15 protein-coding genes are annotated in these 16,397 nt (G+C 58.5%); 12 read left to right on the forward strand and 3 right to left on the reverse strand.

Annotation, left to right across the window (positions count from 1 at the left end):
• The first annotated feature begins 26 nt into the window (after positions 1-26).
• Entirely contained in the window at positions 27-1,148 is a 1,122-nt protein-coding gene (locus AC5JQH_RS04300; protein WP_421864903.1) for an arginine N-succinyltransferase, read from the forward strand.
• Positions 1,138-1,944, forward strand: coding sequence for a DUF1338 domain-containing protein (locus tag AC5JQH_RS04305; RefSeq protein ID WP_421864906.1), 807 nt, complete (start codon positions 1,138-1,140; stop codon positions 1,942-1,944). The genes AC5JQH_RS04300 and AC5JQH_RS04305 overlap by 11 nt, the downstream gene beginning before the upstream one ends.
• 22 nt (positions 1,945-1,966) lie before the next feature.
• Here AC5JQH_RS04305 and AC5JQH_RS04310 read toward each other — a convergent pair whose 3' ends face one another.
• Entirely contained in the window at positions 1,967-2,623 is a 657-nt protein-coding gene (locus AC5JQH_RS04310) for a protein-L-isoaspartate(D-aspartate) O-methyltransferase (RefSeq protein WP_483111560.1), read from the reverse strand.
• A gap of 190 nt (positions 2,624-2,813) precedes the next feature.
• On the opposite strand from AC5JQH_RS04310, the gene AC5JQH_RS04315 reads away from it, so the two are divergent.
• Positions 2,814-3,479 (forward strand): AbiTii domain-containing protein, encoded by a 666-nt coding sequence (locus AC5JQH_RS04315; RefSeq protein ID WP_008173893.1) that lies wholly within the window; start codon positions 2,814-2,816, stop codon positions 3,477-3,479.
• 17 nt (positions 3,480-3,496) lie between these two features.
• Here AC5JQH_RS04315 and AC5JQH_RS04320 read toward each other — a convergent pair whose 3' ends face one another.
• Positions 3,497-4,273: a TSUP family transporter gene (locus AC5JQH_RS04320; RefSeq protein ID WP_053112770.1), complete on the reverse strand. Its 777-nt coding sequence runs from the start codon at positions 4,271-4,273 to the stop codon at positions 3,497-3,499.
• A 96-nt stretch (positions 4,274-4,369) separates the two neighbouring features.
• Between AC5JQH_RS04320 and AC5JQH_RS04325 the strand changes: the two genes are divergently transcribed.
• The 7 genes from AC5JQH_RS04325 to AC5JQH_RS04355 all read left to right on the forward strand — a co-directional run bounded on the left by AC5JQH_RS04325 (position 4,370) and on the right by AC5JQH_RS04355 (position 12,037).
• Positions 4,370-6,247: a methyl-accepting chemotaxis protein gene (locus AC5JQH_RS04325; protein WP_008173889.1), complete on the forward strand. Its 1,878-nt coding sequence runs from the start codon at positions 4,370-4,372 to the stop codon at positions 6,245-6,247.
• Between the two features lie 85 nt (positions 6,248-6,332).
• Positions 6,333-7,394 carry a PA0069 family radical SAM protein gene (locus AC5JQH_RS04330; RefSeq protein ID WP_104270127.1) on the forward strand — a complete coding sequence of 354 codons (1,062 nt, stop codon included), beginning with the start codon at positions 6,333-6,335 and terminating at the stop codon, positions 7,392-7,394.
• Between the two features lie 63 nt (positions 7,395-7,457).
• Positions 7,458-9,158 carry a L,D-transpeptidase family protein gene (locus AC5JQH_RS04335; protein ID WP_493805329.1) on the forward strand — a complete coding sequence of 567 codons (1,701 nt, stop codon included), beginning with the start codon at positions 7,458-7,460 and terminating at the stop codon, positions 9,156-9,158.
• Positions 9,159-9,190: 32 nt separating this feature from the next.
• On the forward strand, positions 9,191-9,643 hold the full coding sequence (locus AC5JQH_RS04340; RefSeq protein WP_008173883.1) for a hypothetical protein: 453 nt from the start codon (positions 9,191-9,193) through the stop codon (positions 9,641-9,643).
• 6 nt (positions 9,644-9,649) lie between these two features.
• Entirely contained in the window at positions 9,650-9,940 is a 291-nt protein-coding gene (locus AC5JQH_RS04345; protein WP_008173882.1) for an Rdx family protein, read from the forward strand.
• A 117-nt stretch (positions 9,941-10,057) separates the two neighbouring features.
• Positions 10,058-11,146, forward strand: coding sequence for an oxidoreductase (locus tag AC5JQH_RS04350; RefSeq protein ID WP_493805330.1), 1,089 nt, complete (start codon positions 10,058-10,060; stop codon positions 11,144-11,146).
• Positions 11,147-11,251: 105 nt separating this feature from the next.
• On the forward strand, positions 11,252-12,037 hold the full coding sequence (locus AC5JQH_RS04355; RefSeq protein WP_008173877.1) for a ZIP family metal transporter: 786 nt from the start codon (positions 11,252-11,254) through the stop codon (positions 12,035-12,037).
• Here AC5JQH_RS04355 and AC5JQH_RS04360 read toward each other — a convergent pair.
• The gene (locus AC5JQH_RS04360; RefSeq protein WP_014577928.1) at positions 12,024-12,932 is read right to left on the reverse strand and encodes a LysR family transcriptional regulator; all 909 of its coding nucleotides are present in this window, start codon (positions 12,930-12,932) and stop codon (positions 12,024-12,026) included. The two genes, AC5JQH_RS04355 and AC5JQH_RS04360, sit on opposite strands and share 14 nt — an antisense overlap.
• A gap of 186 nt (positions 12,933-13,118) precedes the next feature.
• Here AC5JQH_RS04360 and AC5JQH_RS04365 point away from each other — a divergent pair, with 186 nt between their 5' ends.
• Both AC5JQH_RS04365 and AC5JQH_RS04370 read left to right on the forward strand, forming a co-directional pair.
• On the forward strand, positions 13,119-14,630 hold the full coding sequence (locus tag AC5JQH_RS04365) for a CoA-acylating methylmalonate-semialdehyde dehydrogenase (protein WP_493805331.1): 1,512 nt from the start codon (positions 13,119-13,121) through the stop codon (positions 14,628-14,630).
• 28 nt (positions 14,631-14,658) lie between these two features.
• On the forward strand, positions 14,659-16,329 hold the full coding sequence (locus AC5JQH_RS04370) for a GMC family oxidoreductase (protein WP_008173871.1): 1,671 nt from the start codon (positions 14,659-14,661) through the stop codon (positions 16,327-16,329).
• The last annotated feature ends 68 nt before the right edge of the window (positions 16,330-16,397 follow it).

Consider the following 16,397-nt stretch of genomic DNA (forward strand, 5'->3'; position numbering starts at 1 on the left):
CCAAAACAATGCCCAGGAAGATCGCCATGATAATTCGACCGATTACCTCCAAAGATCTTGACGCCCTGATGCAGATCGCAGTGGAATCCGGCCCCGGCTTCACCTCGCTGATGCCGGATCGCGATGCCCTGAGCCGCAAGATCGATCATTCGGTTGAGAGCTTTGCACGGACTGTGACCACTCCCGGCGATGAGCATTATCTTTTTGTGCTTGAAGACAGTGCGACCGGCCAGATTATGGGGACCACCGGCATAGAAGCTGCTGCTGGCTTATCCCGCCCGCTCGTGCATTTCCGCCGTAACGCGGTTATCCATCACGAGGAAGATCCCCGGAAACGTCACGCCGAGGAAAGCCTTACCCGATGCCAGCATTACACCGGTTGCACCGAGGTATGCTCGCTGTATCTTCGGCCCGGATTTCGCCGGGCCAATGCGGGCAAGCTCCTGTCACGGGTTCGATTTCTGTTCATGGCACTGCACCCGGAGCGTTTTGCGGACACCGTTATTGCAGAAATGCGCGGCGTTTCAGACCATGCCGGCCGATCCCCGTTCTGGGACTGGCTCAAACATCACGCAGCAGATCTTGATTTCATGTCTGCCACACAGCTGGCCTGCTGTGGCCAGAGCGGTTTTGTTGAACGCTTTATCCCCGCAACGCCATTGTTCACCCGGCAGATGACCGATGCAGCCAGGGCGGTTATCGGCCAGGTCCATGAAGATACGCGCCCTGCCCGACACATGCTGGAGCGCGAAGGTTTTCGCCACCGGGGCTTCGTGGATCTTCTGGATGGAGGGCCAACACTGGAGTGCGCCAGATCGGACATCGCCAGCGTGCGCAATACCCTTCTTACCCGCGCAAGGCTACAGAAAGGCAACCGGAGTTCCTGGAATATTGCTGGAAACACCGTTGGATCCGCTATAGTTGCCAATGCTGGCTGTTCAGGCTTCAGGGCTACGGTAACCGAGCAGGTCCTGCCGAACCCCGATGCCAATAGCCTGTCAGTGCCAGAGCAACTGGCGAACGAACTGAACCTTGGCGGATATAGCCAGGCCTGCTATCTGCCACTGAGCCAGTCCAGGGAAGAGTCACAGGGGCGTCAACAGCCCTGCCAAAAACCGGTTACTGAGGAGATTCGCTATGCACACTGATCCGGACACCCTGTTTGCGAGACTCTGGGAGTCGTACCGCCAGGTAACCCCTTCGGCCGATCGCATACATAAAATCCTGGGCGCCGAAGAGGGGCAGGCCATCGTCAACGACCACATTGCGCTTCGCACCTTCAACCTGGACCCTGTTCGGCTGGACGCTCTGGCAGAGCATTTTCTCAGCCTCGGCTATGAAGAAGGTGGCGAATACCACTTCGAGGCCAAAAAGCTTTATGCCCGCCACTATGAGCACCCCTCCCGGGAACTGCCCAAGGTGTTTATTTCCGAGCTGCTTGTCGAGCAATGCTCACAAGAGCTGCAATCGGTGGTTAAAAGTCTTGTCGGCCAGGTAAAGCCGGAGGCGGTTACTGCCGATGATTTTCTCTATTCGGGTCGCCATTGGGCGGTCGACTACGACACCTACCGCCAGCTGATGAAGGAAAGCGAGTACGCCGCCTGGATGGCCGCCTGGGGCTACCGCGCAAACCATTTCACGGTCAGCATCAACCATCTGGAACAGTTCGGTTCGGTTCCGGAAATCAATCAGTTGCTGAAAGATCATGGCTATACGGTGAATTCATCCGGCGGTGAAGTAAAAGGCTCCCCGGAAGACTTGCTGGAGCAGTCCTCAACCATGGCCGACCGGGTGCCGGTTACCTTTACCGACGAGACGGTAACCATACCCAGTTGTTTCTACGAATTTGCCCTGCGTTATCCGAAACCGGATGGCCGGCTCTACTCGGGCTTCGTAGCGGCATCGGCCGACAAGATCTTCGAGAGCACGAACGCCGGCAGCTGAGTCTGCGTGCAAAGACTCGCGGTCACGACCACCCCTGTTCACCGATCAGGGGAACGAACCGGACTGCGCCGAGGTCCTCGGTCCGGAATTCGTTCTCCCCCAGCCGGGTAATACGTTCCAGCGACTGAACCGAATGCTCCGACCCCACCGGTATGACCAGGTGCCCGCCAACCGCCAGCTGATGCTTCAATGATTCCGGCACCGATGGCGCACCGGCAGCCACGATGATGCCATCGAAAGGCTGGTGCTCGGACCAACCTATTGTGCCATCGCCACAGCGAACCCGGACATTGTCAAAACCCTCGGCGGCCAGCGTTCGGGCTGCGCGATCGGCCAGTTCCTGAACCCGTTCGATGCTGAACACCTCGCTTGCAATACAGCCCAGAACGGCAGCCGCGTAACCCGAACCTGTCCCGATATCCAGAACCCTTTCTCCACCCTCCAGATCCAGGGCTTCCGTCATCAACGCCACGATGTAAGGCTGCGAAATGGTCTGCCCCGCGCCTATCGGAAGAGGACCATCATCGTAGGCGCAGTCCTTCATACGTTCTGGAATGAAGCGCTCACGCGGCACCCGACCCATGGCCTCCAGCACCAGCGGCGACCCGATTCCACGGGCTCGAAGCTGATAATCCACCATGGACGCTCTCTGCAACTCGAAGCCATTGTCCTGATTCATGACGCTCTTCCTTCCCCTGGTCTGGCTGCTTACCGGCCGTTACAAAGCAGTAACTTTTTTACAACGGCGCGCTTGAGATTATCTGTCTACTTTTTAGACATCGGTAATGACACATACAACCACCGAATGCCAAAAACAACAAACGGACAACGGGTCCACGAACCGGCCAACCCGTTGCCGAGGAGGAGAAATGTCGACATCCGTAAACCACCTCGACGAACGCACGCGGGACTCCGCAGAGCTGCTCGAAGAGATCATGCCCTCTGCCATTACCCTGGCCATGATGCTTCGTCACCGTAAAATGGCGGCCTGGCTACGCACCGAATTTGATGGATATCAGGATGTTGCTGCCGCACCGCCTTATCGTAGGCAGCTACACGGGCACATTGTTGCCAAATCCCCCCAGTATGGCTGGATCCCCGCTCCGGTCGATGATCAGCAAAAAGAGGAGTTCGGCTACATGGATCTGCTCGAGGGCGTGAAAGCTCTTGAGAAAACCTGTGTGAGTTGCAAAAAGGGCAACGGCAACCGGGTTTTGCTGGAAAAAGACGAGATGGCCGTGTTGCAGAAGCAGATCAACCTGACCGCCGAGCTGGCCATCAACCTGAGTCGCGACGTTTATTGCCGGCTCCTCAGGACCGTTCGGGCTGCAATCTACCTCTGGACCCAGGAACTGATGGCCGAGGGCATTGCCGGGGAGCACAACCACTACAGTCCGGACGAGCGCGCCAAAGTTGCGCACCTGGACGACCCCGAGAAGTTCTGGCGACGGGCCATGGACGAAGTCGACAGCCTGCCAATACCAGACGTGCGGGTGACCGGTTTCTTTGAACGGGTATTCGGGCGCGCAGGCTGAGGCTCGCGCCCTGGCTGCTACCAGAGCACGCTAACGATACCGACGCTGCTCACCAGCAGCAGTACGGTTCCCAGCAGACGGAAGAACACCGGAGTCTCCGCCTGGAGAATACGGTCATGGGCGTAGAGCCCGATTACATGGCCGACGGCTGCGCATGGCAGCAGCCAGAGGTGATGGATAAGTTGCAGATCGATGCCGGCCCAGACGAAAGCGGCCATCTTGATCAGCACCAGAATGAACCAGAGCGCGAACAAGGTATCCCGCAGTTTTTCTTTGGGCAGGTGCTGGGCTGCCACGGCAATGATCAGGGGCGCACCGATCAGGGAAGTGCCACTGATGTATCCGCCCACCATGAGGAATATCGCGTCGACCGTTTTGCTGCCACTGCGAAAAGGTCGGTTGATGATGTAGGAAACAGAATAAAGCGCCACGATAACGAAAATGATGGCACTCAGGATGTCACTGGGCATGGTAATCAACCCGAACACACCAATCAGCTTGGGCACAATCATGATGGCGAGGATCCGCCACAGGTATTGCCAGTCGACAGTGCCCGAGCCCGCCTCGCGTTGCTTGCCTGCCCCGGTGCGATTGTTCATCCAGATTGTCAGGGATGAAAACACCAGGAGGTGGACCGCAATGATCGGCAGAAAGACGAGCGGTTGATCAAGAACCAGCAACAGAAATGGCAGGGACAGAACGGCGCCACCGAATCCCAGCCCGGAGCGGACAAAACCACTCCAGACGAAAATCAGGGCAATCAGCAGATATTGGTAAATCGCGAGATCAGACATGGATTCCCGGTTGTCGTCAAAAGGGCCGTCGTTTATCCGGAACTGGTCTAAGCTCAGTTAGTTGCGAAGAAAAACAACATTCCCCGGAGGATGTGAATGGCCCTGTCATGGAAACAAAAGTTCCTGCTGTTGATTGTTGCAACGCTGATTGGTCTGGCGATTGCCACTCTGGCCTCCCTGAGCGGGCTCGGCAAGGTATCTGACGCTTATGAGGCCCGAAGCGAAGCAAGAGCCTATGAATCCGCGTCCCTGACCCTGCTGAACGACTGGCTGGCACTCGAGAGAACGAGTGAGAATCTGGAACCGAACCAGGTTGAGAACTATCAGGAGAGACTGGCGTCGCTCGCGGTCCAGTCGTCGGCGCTCAGTGAATCCGCCGGAACCCTGCCGGGTGACGCGGTAAAGACCACTGCACAACAAATCCAGGAGCAGGTTGCGGAGTATACCCGACTTCGCACCGAATGGCTGGCCCTGAATCAACAGCTAGGCCTCACTCCGTCCAGCGGTCTGAGAGCAACAATGTCCGAAGCCATAAACGACAGGCTTCGGCAAATCAGCATTTCCATCTTCAACGACGACATCAACACCATCGCCTCCACCTACCGCGACTACCTGTCTACCTTCGATGCGACCTACGCCGAGTCAACCCGTGAGGCCCTGGCGCGGATGCAGACCACCGTCACCGAGATGGACTGGCAGGAAATTGACATCGGCCAGGCTGTCCAGGCGTTCGCCAATGCCTTTTCCGATGCCGAATCGCTCATCGCCAACCTGTCTGCCATTGAGAACCAACTGTCAGCCACCGGCACCCGTATTCGCGATCTGATTGCCGAGCAGAACACCCTCCTCCGCCAGGACATTATTGTGGCAACCAGCCAGCAGGCCGAAGAGGCCCGCGCCGCCTCAACCTGGCTGATCATTGCAACCGCTGCTGCGGTGGTGATTATCCTTATCCTGACCCTGACGACCGCCTCAAGAACACTGGTGAAACGACTCAATGAGACCGTAAACCTGCTCACCCGGGTCGCCGGCGGTGACCTCAGTCAGCGCCTTGAGCCAGGCAGGAATCCGAACGATGAATTTAATCGCCTGGGCGAAGCGGCCAACAAGATGCTGGACGATGTCTCGGACGTTATCGGGCAAGTCGTCGAGGGTAACCGCACGCTGTCATCGCTTCAGGTTGAACTGGATGCTCTAGTAGAGCAGATGGGCAGAAACGGCGAGCAAGTTGAAGACGAGACCGAGCAGACCGCCACTGCGGTTCAGGAAATCTCCCACACGGCGGTCGATATTGCCCAGTACACCCAGTCAGTCAATGACGCTGTTCAGAGCGCCAACGGTGCCGCCCATTCCGGTGCCGAGGTGGTCAGGCAAAGCGCCAAAACCATGACCGAACTGGCCGAAAGAATCCAGAAAACCCACGATCAGGTCAGCCAGCTGAGCAAAACCGGCGAGAAGGTCAATTCCATCGTTGGCGTAATCAACGGCCTGGCTGAACAGACTAACCTGCTGGCCTTGAATGCTGCGATTGAGGCGGCAAGAGCCGGCGAGGCCGGACGCGGTTTCTCGGTTGTTGCCGACGAAGTTCGGTCCCTCGCAGAGAAGACCGTATCGGCAACCAACGGGATTGCCGAGATCGTGGAATCCCTCAACCGTGAAACCCAGGCCATTTCCAGACTGATGAAAGAGGGCCTGACTTCCGCAGGTGAGGGAGAGGAAAGCTCGAGAGAGGCGGCGCACTCGATCGAACAGATCACCGGCTCGATACAACAACTGGCTGGCGACATGAATCAGGTGGTGTCCTCTGTTGAGGGGATATCAACGACCACCGAGGAAATCGCCCAGAAGGTGGAGCAGATCCACGGGCACACCCGGGAAACCTCGGATATCCGCCAGAAGCTCAACGCCCATATCGGACGACTATCATCCCAGGTAACCACCCTGACCCAGGCCTCACAGGGCTTCCGTCTGTAACAGCGGGCCCTGGACAGGTTGCACGGCAGGGTTCCAGGCGTTAGCATGCTCGATACTGTACATTTAAACAGTATCGAGCATGCCCATGAAAACTCGCGCCACGGCCCTGAATCCCCACAACCGTTTCCAGCCCATTGTCACTGACCGGGAGGCAGACCATGACTGGTATCACGACCCCGAAGACGACCTGAACCCCGATACGCTCGCTACGGAAGTCGTCCTTGAGACCGCAAAATCCATAATCAGTCGAAATACGTCACCGGACGTACCGTTCGACCAGTCGATCAACCCATACCGTGGCTGCGAGCATGCCTGCATTTACTGTTTCGCCCGCCCTACCCATGCCTATTGGGACATGTCACCGGGGCTGGATTTCGAAACCCGGCTGATCGCCAAACCCAACGCCGCCGCCCGCCTGAGAGAAGAGCTCGACAGGCCCGGCTACCGGGTGTCGCCCATCGCCCTGGGCGTCAATACGGATGCCTACCAGCCACTGGAGCGGGACCAGAGGATCACCCGCCAGGTGCTGGAAGTTCTGGCCGAGTATCGCCACCCGGTGTCGATCATTACCAAGGGCGCGCTCATCCTCAGAGACCTTGATCTGCTCCGCGAAATGGCTTCTGATGGGCTCTGCTCTGTGCGGATCAGCCTCACCAGCCTGAGCAACGATCTGAAACGACGCATGGAGCCGAGGACGGCCGCACCGGCCACCCGCCTCAAGATGATCAGGCAGCTCTCGGAGGCCGGCATTCCGACCGGTATCATCCTCGGGCCGGTAATCCCCTTCATCAACGATCACGAAATCGAGTCAATTCTGGAAGCCGCGGCAGAGGCGGGCGCCACCCGTGCCAGCTGGATTATGCTGCGGTTACCCCATGAACTGGACGAGCTGTTCCAGGACTGGCTGCAGAGGCACTTCCCGCAAAGGGCGGAGCATGTGATGAACCGAATGCGCGACCTCAGGGGCGGCAAGAGTTATGACGCCACCTTCGGCCGCAGAATGACGGGCACGGGCCCCTACTCGGACCTGATTCGCCAGCGCTTCACCAAAAAAGCACGGCGTTTGGGGCTGAACCTCCATGCAGAAGAACCGTTGCGGGGTGATCTTTTCCGGCGGCCAGGTGGGGAACAAATGCCGCTGTGGTAGCATCAGACTGTTGCACCTTACCACCGCGAATAAGGCCTCTCAGGGATGAGGTGGAGAACACCCATGCATGGAATCAGACGTTTTTCCCTCGCCACAACATTGTGCGCCCTGATGGGCACCCTCTGGCACCCCGTTTGCCTGGCAGCCGATGAAGCCATTGTTGCCAGGATTGAGGCCATGGAGGCCGGCTTCCCGGTTCAGGTGCTCGGAAGCCGGTTAATGGCCCACCAGGCACTGTCAGCCTTTTACGGGGCCAACGGATACCAGCCAGCATGGAAATCGGCTGAGCTTCGCCGGCAGTTGATTGATTCGGTTGAACAAGCCAGTCATGACGGTCTGAACCCGGCTGACTATCACGCGGATATTCTCTCGGGCCTGGCACTCAGACCCATGAGCGATTTCTCTGAAGACCTGAGGGCCGATCTGGATCTGCTGTTCTCTGATGCTTTTCTAATGCTCAGCTCACACATGCTGGTCGGCAAGGTCAACCCGCAGACGGTTCACGCCGAATGGACCGCCAACAGGCGCCAGCGCCAGATGGAATCCGTTTTAAAGGATGCGTTGCAGCGCTCGGATATCACCGGCACGCTGGATTCGCTGCGTCCCGCCGATCCCGCTTACCGAAAGTTGATGGCTGCAAGGCAGGACCTGACCAGACTGCTGGGCCAGCCCTGGTTACCTCTGGCCTTGCGCCCGACCATTCGCCCCGGCGACAGGGATGAGCGGCTCAATGAGGTCCGCCGACGACTTTCTCTATTGGGAGAGCTTGCAGAATTACCGGCAGAATTACCGGCAACAGTCACAGATCCGCGTGACTACGACGCAGAGCTGGAATCTGCGGTCGTGCGCTTCCAGGCCCGACATGGGCTTGAAGCCGATGGCCTTATCGGGAAGGACACCCTGACAGCACTGAACCTGATACCGGTGGAACGCCTGCGCCACATTGACGCCACGCTCGAACGATGGCGGTGGCTGCCGGAATCCCTCGGCGACACCTATGTCCTGGTCAATATCGCCGGATTTGAACTGAAAATGGTGGAAAACGGCGAAGAAGTACTGCGCAAACGAGTGATCGTCGGCCAGCCCTTCCGCCAAACGCCGGTGTTCTCCGATCGCATCCGGTATCTGGTGTTCAATCCCACCTGGACCGTACCGCGAACGCTGATGATTCAGGATCAATTGCCCCGGATTCTCCGCGATCCGGACTATCTCTCCCGACTCAATATCAGCGTTTACCGTGGCTGGGGCGCTGACCGGGAAAGAGTGGACCCGCTGGAGGTTAACTGGCCGTCACTGAATCGGAACAACTTCCCGTACCAGTTGGTGCAGGAACCCGGCCCTCAGAATGCCCTGGGTCAGATCAAGTTCATGTTTCCGAACCAGTACGATGTTTACCTGCACGATACGCCGGGGCGCGGCCTGTTTTCCCGGGCCGAGCGTTCATTCAGCTCTGGCTGCATCCGGGTTGAGCAACCTTTTGATCTTGCAGAGCGACTTCTGGCGTCGGCGCCCGACTGGTCCCGGGAAAAGATTGACCGGGTGGTTTCCGAGGCACAACCCCAGACTGTCGTGCTCCCGGAGCCGGTGCCTGTGCACATCCAATACTGGACCTCCTGGGTAGATAACGAGGGCAGGCTGCAGTTCCGCAATGATTTATACAACCGCGATGCCCGCCTGATTGATCAGCTCCGTGGAACCGCCGAGGGGGATACGCGCTACAATACTCCGGTAGCCGGCTCGGGCCCGGCACAGGACAAGCTCTGAAACAGGATACGCGCATCAGTTGAGGAGATATCATGAAACAGACCCTGCTATTGGTTTTCGGGATACTCTTACTGCAGGGATGTCAGTCGCTGCCGCCCGCCGAAGACGAAATTGACGGAGACACCGTTTTCGTCAGCGCCAACCATTGTCTCAACGAATACCTGGATGATCTTGAAAAGGTTCACTACGGTCCCTGTCTCAAGGTCATTGCGATAAATGGCAATGAGCCGGCTGTAAGAGAAGACGGATTCATTGAACTACCGGCAGCGACAGCGCTGACCATTGGCGTGAGCTGCGTTTATCGCCACGCCGACGGCTCGCCTATTCCGGCAACCATGGAAAACGTAGACTTTGCCGTGAGCAAAAACACGTTCGCAAAAGCCGGCCAACGCTGGTATCTCCACGCTCACAAACAGGCCCGCAGAGTTGTCGGCTGTGAACCCACCCTGTCTCGCTCGGTCTATCCCACCAACGACACGGACTGATTCTTCATGACTAACAAAATCGATATCCACTATTGCACCGGTTGCCGCTGGCTTCTGCGCTCGGCCTGGATGGCGCAGGAGCTGCTGACAACCTTCGAAGGCGAGATCAGTGAATTGAGCCTGCACCCCGGCACTGGCGGTATTTTCGAGGTGTGGGTCAATGGCAAGCGGGTCTGGTCCCGCAAGCAAGACGGCGGCTTCCCGGAAATTACCAAACTCAAGCAATTGGTTCGCGACCAGGTTGCACCGGAACGCTCCCTTGGCCATTCCGACAGCAAAACCGGCACCTCAGAATAATCATTCAAAAATACTGACAGGCTGTGTCGATATTCTTCGCTTTTAGAGAAGGCGCTGCGCCCCGATAGTACTACTCGTCCAATTCAACAACATGAAAGGGTATCTATGAGCGACGTGATGCAATCCATCAAATTCAACACCATCGAGGTACCTAATCGATTCGCCCTGGCACCAATGACACGCACCAGTGCGGAGCCGGACGGCACCCCGAATGCCCTGATGGCAGACCATTACGAACGCTACGCGAGGGGCGGCTTTGGTCTGGTGATCACCGAGGGAACCTATACCGATGGCAAGGCAAGCCAGGGCTATGCCAACCAGCCCGGCATCATCAACGAAGCGCAGATAGATGGCTGGAAGACCATTGTCGAACGGGTACACGCCGCAGGCAGCAAGATCATCGTTCAGTTGATGCACGCCGGCGCGCAGTTCCAGGCCAACCGTTTCACCGACCAGCCACAGGCGCCCAGCGAAGTTACCCCAAAAGGCGCCCCGCTTGGTTTCTATGGCGACCAGACTGAGTGGCAAACGCCCAGCGCCATGACCAGGACCGACATTCAGGCGGCGGTTGAAGGTTTTGCACATTCCGCCGCCAATGCGAAAGCCGCCGGCTTCGATGGCATTGAGATTCACGGGGCCAACGGCTATCTGTTGAATCAGTTCCTGAGCACCTACTTTAACCAACGCGACGATGAGTACGGTGGTTCACTGGAAAACCGGCTGCGCCTGGTGGTTGAAGTGGTCCGTGCGATTCGCGAGGCCGTTGGCGAGGACTTCACCGTAGGCATCCGCCTGTCTCAGGGCACGGTCACTGATCCAGACCACCAGCTGCCGGAGGGTGAAGCCGGATTCCGTCAGATTGTGGAAGCGGTCCGCGATGCAGGTGCCGATTTCGTCCATACAACCGACGGTGACGTTAACCGGAAGCATTTTGCAGAGGGTGATGAGAGCCTGGCTGGCGTGGCCGCCAGCGTTGAAGGGATCGGTCTTATCCTCAATGGCAACATTGATGAAACCAACTGCCAGGATGTGGCCAACCAGTTCCCGGACGCGTTGCTTGCGGTGGGCAAGAAGGCGCTCGCAAACCCGGACTTCGTGCAGCGCCTCAAAGACGGCAAAGAGATTGCAGACATCGATTTCGCGATGCTGCAACCGAAGGCCACCATTTCCAACGAGCTGGCCTGGCGCGAGCAGAACGCCGCCTGATCGCTTTTCTCTCCCGAGAAATGCAGCCGGAGGAACCCACAGCGGGGCCTCCGGCGTAGCTACTTCAAGCTGCTATGCTGACATCACAAGCCAACGGGAGACTGAATGACTTCTGACATCAGTATTGTCTGGCTGGGAACCATTGCCAGCCTGCTGGCGGGCCTTGCCAGTGGCGTGGGCGCCCTGGGTGTGTTTCTTGTCCGTACCCTCACCCATAAGCTGCAGGACGGTATGCTGGCTTCAGCCGCAGGCGTGATGTTGGCGGCGTCATTTTTTTCTCTGTTACTACCTGGCCTCGAGTACGGCGAACAGATTACTGGCGAAACCTGGACCGCCGCGCTGATTGTCATTTTCGGCCTGCTCTCCGGTGCCGCTGCCCTCTACTTTGTGCACCAGAAGCTGCCGCATCAGCACTTCGAACTGGGCCGGGAAGGATCGGACGCTTCTTACATCCGCGGCATTTGGCTCTTTATTGTCGCTATAACCCTCCACAACTTCCCCGAAGGCATGGCGGTGGGCGTCGGTTTCGCCGGCGGCGATGTCAATAATGGCTATGTTCTTGCCACCGGTATCGGACTCCAGAACATTCCGGAGGGGCTGGCCGTCGCTTTTTCGCTATTGGCCATCAACTACTCGCGAATCAAGGCCTTCAGCATTGCCCTGATGACTGGATTGGCCGAGCCACTGGGTGGTCTCTTCGGAGCGACGCTTGTCTGGCTTGCCGAGCCAATAATGCCCTGGACCCTTGGCTTCGCAGCAGGCGCCATGCTGTTCATCATCAGCAATGAAATTATCCCCGAAACCCATCACCGGCAATGGAAAATCATGTCCACCTTCTGCCTGATGGGCGGTTTTGCTGTGATGATGTTCCTGGATGCTACGTTGGGCTAACCGCCCAGACACCCGCCAGGGCTTCCAGGGCCTCCGCGATCAGAGGCTCGCCCTGTCGGTCCTGGTGCCATACGAAACTGAGCGCGCAAGGCAACTGCAACCCGTCAACAATTTCCAGGCCGGTTTCCTGGCGCTCAGCCATCGCCAATGCATCCCGCGCGAGACTCAAACCCACACCTGCCCTGACCAGATCCAGCATGCATGCCTCCTGGTCGACCTGCGCTACGCCCCGGGGCATTAACCCCATGGGTTCCAGAGTGCCTTTAAGCAGCCGGTGATGAACGGAGTCTTCTGGAGTCACAATCCAGGGCATAGCTGCCAAGTCGGACCACTGGGCCGACCGAAGCCTCGGCCCCCAACCCGCCGGCGCAACCACATAGTAGTGAAACCGGGTCAGCTCACGGTGAACCACGTCCGGCGCCAGTGCGCCTGGCCCGACGCCTGGCGGCGCCAGAAAAAAACCGACATCGAGGCGGCCATCCCTGACCTGTTCCAACACGCTGCCACTCATACCCTGACGCAGCTCGGTCTCCAGTTGTGGCGCCCGTTCCACCAGGCGGTGCAGAAACGCCCCGAGACGGATAAATTCCGGATCCACGATGGTACCAATCCGCAACCGCCCTCGAAGGGTGTTATGCAATGCCCGGGCGCTCTGCTCAAACGCTGCCATGGCAGCGAGTGCTTTTTCAGCCGAAGGCAAGAGAGCCTGACCATCGGGGGTCAACACCAGACCCTGGGGCTTGCGCAGGAACAGTTTGAGTTCCAGTTCGTCCTGCAGTTGCTTGAGCTTGAGGCTGACGGCGGGCTGAGTCAGATGGAGGCGAGTGGCGGCGCGGCTTACACTGCCCTCACGGGCGACAGTAACGAACGCCCGAAGGCTCTGAAGGGGGTACATAAGCGTCTCGTTTCAGGTTCTCGATATAAGATTACCTTATATCTGGCTTTTGAAAATCTCAATTGCTTTCCCCCTTTGCCACACCTAACCTGTATGGTCAGAAATTACCCAAAGCTCCTTAAGGGCCCTTAGCAGAATGCATTTCTGCCATTTCGAGCGGCCAATCGCGAAAAGACAGAGGCATCCATGACCAACGCAACCATCCAGCATTATATCAATGGCGAAATATCTCTCGGCACATCCAGCCAGTCCCAGGACGTGTTCAATCCGGCCACCGGACAGGTCACAGGCCGCGTAGCTCTGGCCGGCCGTGAGGACGTAGACGCCGCTGTTGCTGCCGCCGATGCTGCATTCCCCGCCTGGGCCGACACACCGCCCATTCGCCGGGCCAGGGTCATGTTCAAGTTTCTGGAACTGTTGAACACCCACAAGGATGACCTGGCCCGCGCCATCACCGCGGAGCATGGCAAGGTATTCACGGACGCCCAGGGCGAAGTAGCCCGGGGCATCGACATCGTCGAATTCGCCTGCGGCATTCCCCAGCTTCTGAAAGGCGATTACACCGAGCAGGTCAGCACGGGTATCGATAACTGGACCACCCGCCAGCCCTTGGGCGTGGTCGCCGGCGTTACCCCGTTCAACTTCCCGGCGATGGTGCCCATGTGGATGTTTCCGGTAGCCATCGCCGCAGGCAATACCTTTGTCCTGAAGCCCAGCCCCCTGGACCCGAGTGCTTCCCTGATGATCGCCGACCTGCTGAAACAGGCCGGACTGCCCGATGGCGTATTTAACGTGGTGCAGGGTGACAAGGACGCGGTGAACGCCCTGATCGAGCATCCGGATGTCCAGGCCCTGAGTTTTGTCGGATCCACTCCGATTGCCAACCTGCTGTACGAGAAAGGCGCCAAACACGGCAAGCGCATTCAGGCCCTCGGCGGCGCCAAGAACCACATGGTGGTGATGCCGGACGCCGATCTCGACAAAGCGGTCGATGCCCTGATCGGTGCCGCTTATGGTAGTGCCGGCGAGCGCTGCATGGCCATCAGTGTGGCGGTGCTTGTCGGGGATGTTGCGGACAAGATCGTGCCAAGACTGGCCGAGCGGGCCCGAAGCCTGAAAGTGAAAAACGGCGAACAGCTGGATGCCGAGATGGGCCCGATTGTTACCGCCGCCGCACACCAGCGCATTACCGGCTACATTGACAAGGGTGTGGCGGAAGGTGCCGAGCTGGTCGTGGATGGCCGGGAGTTCGATGCCTCGAACACCGGCGATGGCTGCGCCGAGGGTTTCTGGATGGGCGGTTCACTGTTTGATCACGTCACGCCCGATATGACGATCTATCGTGAAGAAATCTTCGGACCGGTTCTGGCCTGTGTCCGGGTACCCGATATCGCCACGGCGATTCGTCTGATCAACGACCACGAATTCGGCAACGGTGTCAGCTGCTTCACCGAGAGCGGCTGCGTGGCCCGGGAATTTGGCCGCCGAATCCAGGTCGGCATGGTCGGGATTAACGTACCCATTCCCGTACCCATGGCGTGGCACGGCTTTGGCGGCTGGAAGCGCTCGATGTTTGGCGACACCCACGCCTACGGCGAAGAGGGCGTGAAATTCTACACGCGCCAGAAATCCATCATGCAGCGCTGGTCCGATTCCATTGATGCCGGTGCGGAATTTGTTATGCCGACCGCCAAGTAACTACAGAACCAGCAGCGGAGAAAACGCCATGTCCGACAACAACAATGCGACGGGACATCAGGAGTTCGATTACATCATTATCGGCGCCGGCACTGCCGGCTGCCTGCTGGCCAACCGGCTGAGCGCAAACCCGGAGAATCGGGTGCTACTGATCGAGGCTGGCGGACGGGATAACTACCACTGGATTCATATCCCGGTGGGCTACCTGTACTGCATCGACAATCCGCGAACAGACTGGCGTTTCCGTACCGAGCCCGATCCTGGCCTGAACGGCCGATCCCTCATCTACCCCCGCGGCAAGACTCTGGGTGGCTGCTCCAGCATCAACGGGATGCTCTATATTCGTGGTCAGGCCCGTGATTACCAGCAGTGGGCCGAAATTACCGGCGAGGACGCCTGGAACTGGGACAACTGTCTTCCCGATTTCATGCGCCATGAAGATCACTACCGCCTTGATGAGGGCGGCGATGCCGATCCGGAGCACCGCAAGTACCACGGTCACGGCGGGGAATGGCGTGTGGAGCATCAGCGCCTGAAGTGGAAAGTGCTGGAGGACTTTGCCACTGCCTGCGTCGAGGCGGGCATACCCCGGACCCGGGATTTCAACCGCGGCGACAACGAGGGCGTGGATTACTTTGAGGTGAATCAGCGCTCCGGCTGGCGCTGGAATACGTCCAAAGCGTTCCTGAGGAACGCGGAAAAGCGTTCCAACCTGACCCTGTGGCACTCAACCCATGTATTAGGGCTCGAGACAGAAAACGCCGGCTCCGGACCTCGCTGTGTCGGCGTTCGGGTCGAGCGGTCTGGCGGAGATGACGTTATCGCCAGGGCAAAACGGGAAGTCATCCTGTCCGCTGGCGCCATTGGCTCCCCGCAGCTTCTGCAACTCTCGGGCATTGGTCCCGCCGACCTCCTCAAGGAACACGGAATTGATGTAGTTGCCGACCTGCCCGGCGTTGGCGAGAACCTCCAGGATCACTTGCAGATCCGGTCTGTGTACAAGGTGAAAGGGGTCACAACGCTGAACACCATGGCCAACTCCCTGATCGGCAAGGCCAGGATCGGCCTGGAATACCTGCTTACACGCTCGGGGCCGATGAGTATGGCGCCCTCACAGCTGTGTCTGTTTACCCGCAGTTCGGAGGAATACGATTACGCCAACATCGAATACCATGTGCAGCCCCTTAGCCTGGACGCCTTCGGGCAGCCGCTTCACAATTTCCCGGCCATCACTGCCAGCGTTTGCAATCTGAACCCCACCAGCCGGGGTACGGTGCGCATCCGCAGCAACGATCCAAAACAGGCGCCGGCGATATCCCCCAATTACCTGAGCACGCCGGAAGACCGGAAAGTTGCGGCAGACTCGTTGCGGGTGACGCGCCGCATTGCCGAACAGCCCGCGTTCATGCAGTACCAGCCGGAGGAATTCAAACCCGGACTTGAGTACCAGACCGACGACGAGCTGGCGAAGCTGGCGGGCGACATCGGCACCACGATCTTTCACCCGGTGGGCACTACCCGTATGGGGCGAGCCGATGATGAACAGGCAGTAGTGGACCCACACCTGAGGGTCCGGGGTGTGGCGGGATTGCGCGTGGTGGATGCTGGGGTAATGCCCACGATCACCAGCGGCAACACCAATTCTCCAACCCTGATGATTGCCGAGAAGGCCGCCAGGTGGATTCTGGCGGGTGATTGAGCATTGAACTGATTGCAGTTTCCAGGTTTTTACCGGCGGACAGGCTGCTAGAATCGGCAGCCTGTTTC

It is taken from the genome of Marinobacter sp. H13 (genome assembly GCF_059072335.1).

Bases quoted from the DNA above. Each gene is read 5' to 3' on its own strand.
- AC5JQH_RS04320 (WP_053112770.1), bottom strand. From the start codon at position 4,273: ATGTCTGATCTCGCGATTTACCAATATCTGCTGATTGCCCTGATTTTC.
- AC5JQH_RS04355 (WP_008173877.1), top strand. From the start codon at position 11,252: ATGACTTCTGACATCAGTATTGTCTGGCTGGGAACCATTGCCAGCCTG.
- AC5JQH_RS04370 (WP_008173871.1), top strand. From the start codon at position 14,659: ATGTCCGACAACAACAATGCGACGGGACATCAGGAGTTCGATTACATC.
- AC5JQH_RS04315 (WP_008173893.1), top strand. From the start codon at position 2,814: ATGTCGACATCCGTAAACCACCTCGACGAACGCACGCGGGACTCCGCA.
- AC5JQH_RS04300 (WP_421864903.1), top strand. From the start codon at position 27: ATGATAATTCGACCGATTACCTCCAAAGATCTTGACGCCCTGATGCAG.
- AC5JQH_RS04365 (WP_493805331.1), top strand. From the start codon at position 13,119: ATGACCAACGCAACCATCCAGCATTATATCAATGGCGAAATATCTCTC.
- AC5JQH_RS04360 (WP_014577928.1), bottom strand. From the start codon at position 12,932: ATGTACCCCCTTCAGAGCCTTCGGGCGTTCGTTACTGTCGCCCGTGAG.
- AC5JQH_RS04330 (WP_104270127.1), top strand. From the start codon at position 6,333: ATGAAAACTCGCGCCACGGCCCTGAATCCCCACAACCGTTTCCAGCCC.
- AC5JQH_RS04310 (WP_483111560.1), bottom strand. From the start codon at position 2,623: ATGAATCAGGACAATGGCTTCGAGTTGCAGAGAGCGTCCATGGTGGAT.
- AC5JQH_RS04340 (WP_008173883.1), top strand. From the start codon at position 9,191: ATGAAACAGACCCTGCTATTGGTTTTCGGGATACTCTTACTGCAGGGA.
- AC5JQH_RS04335 (WP_493805329.1), top strand. From the start codon at position 7,458: ATGCATGGAATCAGACGTTTTTCCCTCGCCACAACATTGTGCGCCCTG.
- AC5JQH_RS04345 (WP_008173882.1), top strand. From the start codon at position 9,650: ATGACTAACAAAATCGATATCCACTATTGCACCGGTTGCCGCTGGCTT.
- AC5JQH_RS04305 (WP_421864906.1), top strand. From the start codon at position 1,138: ATGCACACTGATCCGGACACCCTGTTTGCGAGACTCTGGGAGTCGTAC.
- AC5JQH_RS04350 (WP_493805330.1), top strand. From the start codon at position 10,058: ATGCAATCCATCAAATTCAACACCATCGAGGTACCTAATCGATTCGCC.
- AC5JQH_RS04325 (WP_008173889.1), top strand. From the start codon at position 4,370: ATGGCCCTGTCATGGAAACAAAAGTTCCTGCTGTTGATTGTTGCAACG.